Raw genomic sequence first — 6,434 nt, forward strand, 5'->3', positions numbered from 1 at the left:
GAGATCAACATGAAAACACTCAGAGCTGTAAAATGTGGGGAATCCACTAAAGTTGTAAAACTCCATGGTACTGGCCCAATCCGACGCCGGATCATGGATATGGGTATCACCAAAGGTGTTGATGTCTTTGTCAGAAAGGTTGCGCCCTTGGGTGACCCCATCGAGATTACCGTGCTTGGTTATGAACTGAGCATTCGTAAAGCCGATGCAGAGCTGATCGAAGTTTCTTAACAACTTGGAAGAAAGAATTTAACAGCCGTGGCTGTTAAATTTTTGCACATAATGTTAGTCAATGCTATCAAATTAACGAGGAGAACTTATATGAACTTAAAAATTGCACTCGTTGGAAATCCCAACTGTGGTAAAACAACCATGTTCAATGCGCTCACCGGCAGTTCCCAGTATGTGGGCAACTGGCCAGGGGTCACAGTTGAAAAAAAATCCGGCAAACTCAAAGGCCACAACAATGTTGAAATCATCGATTTACCTGGTATTTATTCACTGTCCCCCTATACTTTGGAAGAAGTGGTCTCCAGAAACTATTTACTGAACGAAAAACCCGACGTCATGATTAATATCGTCGACAGCACTAATATTGAAAGAAATCTGTATCTCACAACCCAGTTGCTGGAAACTGGTATCCCAATGATTCTGGCCCTTAATATGACCGATATTGTCAAAAAGCGTGGCGACATTATCAATATCAAAGCGCTTGCCAAACGGCTGGGTTGTGAAGTAATGGAAACCTCTGCCGTCAAAAGCGAAGGATGTACAGAACTTGCCGTGAAAGCCATTGCGCTTGGTAAAAGCAAACAGAAACCGAAATCACTATCAATTTTTTCAAGTGATGTCATCGAAATCCTCAGTCAAATTGAATCCATTATTAAAACCAAAAGCACCACCGAACATCCAGATTTTTATGCCGTCAAACTTTTCGAGCGTGATGAAAAAGCCATCGAACAGCTTGGCCTTTCAGACACGGTAATGGCTGAAATCACGGCCCTCACCGAGTCCTTCGAAGAAGCCATGGATGATGACAGTGAAAGCATCATTACCTCGGAACGCTATCAGACCATCAGTCGCATTGTTTCAGATACAATCAAAAAGAAAGCCAGCACCGGCATGACTACCTCGGACAAAATTGACCGAATCGTGACCAATCGCTTTCTGGCCTTACCCATTTTTGCCAGTATTATGTTTTTGATGTATTTTGTCTCTGTTACCACAGTAGGCACCTGGGTGACTGACTGGACCAATGACGTGCTCTTTGGTGAAATTATTCCCCCGGCTGTAGAAGCACTGCTTGTTTCCTGGGGTACCGCAGAATGGCTGAATTCACTGATTCTTGATGGCATCATTGGCGGTGTTGGCGCAGTTCTCGGTTTTGTCCCCCAAATGTTTGTCCTGTTCCTCTTTCTTGCCATGCTTGAGGATTGCGGTTACATGGCCCGGGTTGCCTTTATTATGGATCGGATCTTTCGCAAATTCGGTCTGTCCGGTAAGTCGTTCATCCCCTTACTGATTGGGACCGGCTGTAGTGTACCCGGAATTATGGCATCCCGAACCATTGAAAATGAGCGGGACCGTAAGATGACCATTATGACCACCTCCTTTATTCCCTGTTCAGCCAAGCTGCCCGTGATCGCCCTGATTGCCGGCGCCTTATTCCCCGGATTAGTTTGGGTTGCTCCTTCGGCCTACTTCATCGGGGTAGCGGCTATTATTGTCTCCGGTATCATTTTAAAGAAAACCCGGGGCTTTTCCGGTGATCCGGCCCCCTTTATTATGGAACTGCCCGCTTATCATGTCCCCGGTGCCAAAGGGGTTCTGATCCACATGTGGGAACGGGGCAAATCCTTTATCAAAAAAGCCGGTACGGTTATTTTTGTGGCCAGTATCACCATCTGGTTTTTATCAAGCTTTAACTTTGGGATGGAAATGGTCGACACCAATGATTCGATCCTGGCCGCCCTGGGGATGATCATCGCACCGGTCTTTATTCCCCTCGGTTTTGGTACCTGGGAAGCGACCGTTGCCACCATAACTGGTCTAATCGCCAAGGAAACGGTGGTCAGTACCTTTGGCGTACTCTTTGGTTTTGCCGAAGTGGCCGAAGATGGTGCCGAACTGTGGCCCCAGCTGCAAATGTCCTTTACCCAGATCGCGGCCTTCTCGTTTCTGATATTTAATCTGCTTTGTGCCCCCTGCTTTGCTGCCATCGGTGCGATTCACCGGGAAATGGGCAGTGCCAAATGGACACTGATTGCCGTCGGTTATCAGACCGCATTTGCCTATACCATCGCTCTGATCATTTATCAACTGGGTCTATTTTTCACTGGTGGTGGTTTTGGTGTCGGGACCGTTGCTGCGATTATGATGATTGCTGCCTTACTCTATCTGCTCTTTAGAAAACCGGTCAGCAAAACAAAACAAAAACAATTGACACCGGTCAAAGAAATTTAGCATTAAAACTACCAAAAGGCCAGACGAAAATGGTGATCATTCGCGTCTGACCTTTTTACTTTTTTTTGCTACAACCCCAACTCTTGTTTGAGTTTAGCTAATTCCTCATCCACCGACGCATTTCCGCCGTTACCATACTTTTCTTCCAGCGCTTCGGCGGGGTCAATCGGCTCAATGTTCAGTTCGGCCATGGCGTTAGCTTCGTCCAGCATCCGGTCGGCCTTTTCTTCCATTCGGGTAAAGGCGTCCATGGCATCCTCGGTTTGATTGGCTGAACTGCTGGCTTCATTGATGATTTCCTGGGTTTTGGCAATCGATACCTTGGACTTGATCATGGTTCGGCGGACCTGCAAGGTTTCAATATCCGAAGCCAGTTTGTCATGCATCTGTCGCATTTTCATGGCATTTTCGTGAGCAGCGGCATACATATCCATCAGTTCAGAATCACGATTTTCCAGCTCCTGTTTTTTTGTGAGAAAAACCCGGGCATCGCCTTCATTCCCTGCCACCAGCGCTTTTTTTGCCAGTTCGGCATACTTTTTCACCTCGGCCTTGTTGTTATCGACCAACCGTTTCGTGCGGGTTTCTTCGCCCATTACTTCAGCCGTACTACGCTTCACTTCGGCTAAATCCTCGAGCAGATCAATTAAATACTGATCAATCATGATTGCCGGATCTTCCATCTTATCCAGCATATCGTTGATATTGGCCCGGATAATATCACCAAATCGTTCTAAAATTGCCATTTTTTCCTCCTTTGAATTTTCTAATCAGTCTTTATCCTGATCGGGCGGATTATCCTGATATTTCTTCGCCAGTTCATCAATTTCGACATCGTCAAATTTTTCCAATGGGGTACTCAGTATTTCTTCAGTGCGCTCAGCTTCAAGATTTTTCTGATTCTTGGCATGTCGCCACCAGACAAATAACAAAATGGCAAATATCACTATTGCAAAAGCAATACCAATGGTAGTCATGGCCGAAATCCATGGTGACTTGGTAACGGTCATCATCCGGTCTGCCGCATCCCGAAAGGAATTGCTGAAAAACTCCTCATCCGTGAGGTTACTGTCATAATAATTGCGGTCAATATAGTCAAGCAGAATATCTGCCGCTTCCGTATCAATGACCGTTTTAGCCTGAGTTCCGGCCACATAGCGATCCATATAGAAATCATTGTACTCATAAAAAACAAAGAGCAGATGGGCTTCATCCGTAAACAACTGATCATAAAGCGCATTTGCATAACCGTCCAATTCGCTTTCGGTGGGATGAAACGAACCATTGACATTATCAATGATTACCACATGGGGTTGTACCCCAGTTTTCTGATAAAAGTATTTTAGACCTTCCTCCATTCTGGTCTGGTTATTAATCCACCCCAACTCATCGGTGTAGTATTTCGTTTCGTTAACTGAGCCAGTTGGTAAAGGCTGTCGAGCCACTGTTGATTTTGTGACTTCAGTAAATCCGCCGATTGTCGATGAAATAAAAGCGCCAATGATCAACACCAGAATCAGCACAATCAGTAAAATAATGAAAAATCCGCAACCACAGCCCACCGGACCACCGCCACCACCAACGTTACCACCGCTAGAACTCATTCTAGGCCCACTACCAAAAAAACCGCCCCCGGAACTGCTTCCAAAGCTGCCAAACCCACCACTACCACCGCTCCGGTGGCTGCTTCCAAAGCCGCCGCTGCGACCACCGCTGCTGCGACTGCCACCAAAGGAGCCGCCACTGCTGCGAACACCTGAACCGCCACTTCTTCCCATGATACCCCCTCCATTAGTTTTCACATCGTTACAATGGTTATCTACCCCAAACAAAACCGTTCATTCATTATTGATCGTTGCAAAAAAAGAAGCAAAAACGATCATTTTCTGATAAAATAAACAGATTACAATAGAGCTTTTCTGAGAGGAGAAAACCACCAATGGCTAAACAAAAAGAAGCAAAAACCAATGCCATGCGCATTTTGGATAAATTGAAAATTGATTACACCTACCAAAGCTATGAATGTAATGAATTTGTAGACGGCTTGCAGACTGCCGATCTGCTGAATCTACCTTATGAACAGGTCTATAAGACCCTGGTGACTGAAGGAAAAAGCAAAAATCATTTTGTTTTTGTGATCCCCATCGATAAAGAGCTGGATATGAAGAAAGCAGCCAAAGCGGTTGGCGAAAAAGCGATCGCAATGATTCATCTCAAAGATCTGACTGCGATCACCGGTTATGTCCGGGGGGGCTGCACTGCCATTGGTATGAAAAAACAGTTTGCAACCGTCATCGACGACACCGCCAAAGAGCTGGACACCATCTACATCAGTGCCGGGAAAATTGGTCTACAGCTGGAGTTGCGCCCCGATGATTTCTGCACTGCCACCGCGGCTGTTTATCGGAATATTATCACAGCCGAATCGTGATGACGTTTTAAGAAGTATTTTAGTTTTGTTTCTTTCTTCATCGATTTACCCTTTCATTTATAAATTGTTCCTGTTCATCCGCTAAGTTTTGATAACAATGGAAACGGGAAATTCCATCTTGAACCGATGCCTTGCAGATCATTTCAAGCTCATCCTGGTGATTCAAAATCACTTGCAATACCGCTTCCCCATGCTTTGTTAGAAATTCATCCTGGAGGATTTGAATAATCCGATCCGTCGACATCCCTTTCCGGTAGGGACGATCCTCTGAAAGCGCCGTGAATATATCCGCATAGGCGATGATGTCCATCTCCTGAGAAATGCCATCAGTAACCAGATTCATGGGATAACCTGATCCATCGTGATTTTCATGATGACCGGAAGCCCATTCGACAATCCCCTCTAAACCTGATATATGGCCCAAAATAAGATTCGTAAAATAGGCATGGGTTCTGATGTCAGCCCGTTCTACTTCTGACAGCCGTTCTTTTTTTTCGATAATTTCGGTTGCTACGGCGATTTTACCCAAATCATGCAGCAATCCGGCCACTCTGATTTTTCGGCATTCTTCCTCAGAATAATCCATTCTTTCGGCAATTGCATATGCCACCTGACTCACGCCGAACGAGTGGGCAATGGCAAATTTGCTTCTGGAATCGATAATTTTTGAAAGGGTCAGGGCAAATTCCTCTAATAAATCCAGAGTCAAGTCAATCTCATAGCGCCTGGAAATTCCCAATTTGAGAATTTTTTCCATTTCCCAGTTATCAATATCCAACCAGAAAGAATCCTTATGCGCCTGCGTCAGATAGGCTGCCATCACTTTGGGATGAAAGATAGTGCCATTATAAGACGCCATTTTTGTGATTATTTGTTGTTTTTGTGCCAAAATTGAATAATCCGGCTGCACCAGAATATCCGTCCGATCGGCCACATGCAGAATATAGGCTTCCAGTGGCACCGGCCCCAGTTCCGGAACATAAGCGTTGTCCATTTCATAATGCCAATGATGATAAAAAATGATTTGAGAAATCTTTTTAAAGGGTGTAAATGACGACAGCATGTAACTGCCTAAACTACTATGCGGAAAAGGGTTCTCCACATCCATCTGAACCAGACTGTCTCTTTCACTGATGGTAAGGGCCCCAATATCATGCAGGGATGCTGCAATAATCAGATCGCTCAGGCGATCCGCGGATAAACCCATTTCGACACCAATATGATAGGCAGCGATGGCCGTTCGGCGGTGATGATTCTTAAGCAGATAATTGTACAGATCAATTGATTTCGTAAAGGATGTAATCAGTTCTTTCAAGGTTAAGTTCATAAACAAGTCCCCCATCAGGTTGCGATCTTTTCGATTTATAATTTACGATGATGAAATCCGTTTGCGTATTTCAATTAACACTCAGTCCGGTAACAACAGCCACGCCTATTTCGGTGGATAGTTCCGTTTGGTTTTTTTATGGCTTTTTGCTGTTTATCTATAATGTACACGCTTGTCAAGACACAAAATGAAAAAACGTTAGTTATGACTCCT

7 protein-coding genes are annotated in these 6,434 nt (G+C 44.9%); 3 read left to right on the forward strand and 4 right to left on the reverse strand.

The annotated features are described in order from the left end of the window. The first annotated feature begins 9 nt into the window (after positions 1–9). Positions 10–231 (forward strand): FeoA domain-containing protein, encoded by a 222-nt coding sequence (locus Q7P33_RS12195; RefSeq protein WP_303870678.1) that lies wholly within the window; start codon positions 10–12, stop codon positions 229–231. Positions 232–321: 90 nt separating this feature from the next. Continuing rightward, positions 322–2,463 carry a ferrous iron transport protein B gene (feoB, locus tag Q7P33_RS12200; protein WP_303870679.1) on the forward strand — a complete coding sequence of 714 codons (2,142 nt, stop codon included), beginning with the start codon at positions 322–324 and terminating at the stop codon, positions 2,461–2,463. 68 nt (positions 2,464–2,531) lie between these two features. On the opposite strand, the gene Q7P33_RS12205 is transcribed toward feoB, so the two are convergent. Genes Q7P33_RS12205 through Q7P33_RS12215 form a run of 3 tightly spaced genes read right to left on the reverse strand, consistent with a single transcriptional unit; the run spans position 2,532 to position 4,255 of the window. Continuing rightward, the gene (locus Q7P33_RS12205) at positions 2,532–3,209 is read right to left on the reverse strand and encodes a PspA/IM30 family protein (RefSeq protein ID WP_303870680.1); all 678 of its coding nucleotides are present in this window, start codon (positions 3,207–3,209) and stop codon (positions 2,532–2,534) included. Positions 3,210–3,233: 24 nt separating this feature from the next. Further along, complete coding sequence (locus Q7P33_RS12210; protein WP_303870681.1) at positions 3,234–4,067, reverse strand: hypothetical protein; 834 nt, start codon at positions 4,065–4,067, stop codon at positions 3,234–3,236. Beyond that, positions 4,064–4,255, reverse strand: a complete 192-nt coding sequence (locus Q7P33_RS12215; protein WP_303870682.1) for a hypothetical protein — start codon at positions 4,253–4,255, stop codon at positions 4,064–4,066. Before Q7P33_RS12215 ends, Q7P33_RS12210 begins: the two co-directional genes overlap by 4 nt. A gap of 147 nt (positions 4,256–4,402) precedes the next feature. On the opposite strand from Q7P33_RS12215, the gene ybaK reads away from it, so the two are divergent. Beyond that, the gene (ybaK, locus tag Q7P33_RS12220) at positions 4,403–4,894 is read left to right on the forward strand and encodes a Cys-tRNA(Pro) deacylase (RefSeq protein WP_303870683.1); all 492 of its coding nucleotides are present in this window, start codon (positions 4,403–4,405) and stop codon (positions 4,892–4,894) included. A 37-nt stretch (positions 4,895–4,931) separates the two neighbouring features. On the opposite strand, the gene Q7P33_RS12225 is transcribed toward ybaK, so the two are convergent. After that, a complete protein-coding gene (locus Q7P33_RS12225) occupies positions 4,932–6,221 on the reverse strand; it encodes an HD-GYP domain-containing protein (RefSeq protein ID WP_303870684.1) in 1,290 nt (429 codons plus the stop codon). Between the last annotated feature and the right edge of the window lie 213 nt (positions 6,222–6,434).

Origin of the sequence: Acetobacterium wieringae, from assembly GCF_026646375.1 — a bacterium.
Taxonomy (GTDB): domain Bacteria; phylum Bacillota; class Clostridia; order Eubacteriales; family Eubacteriaceae; genus Acetobacterium; species Acetobacterium wieringae_A.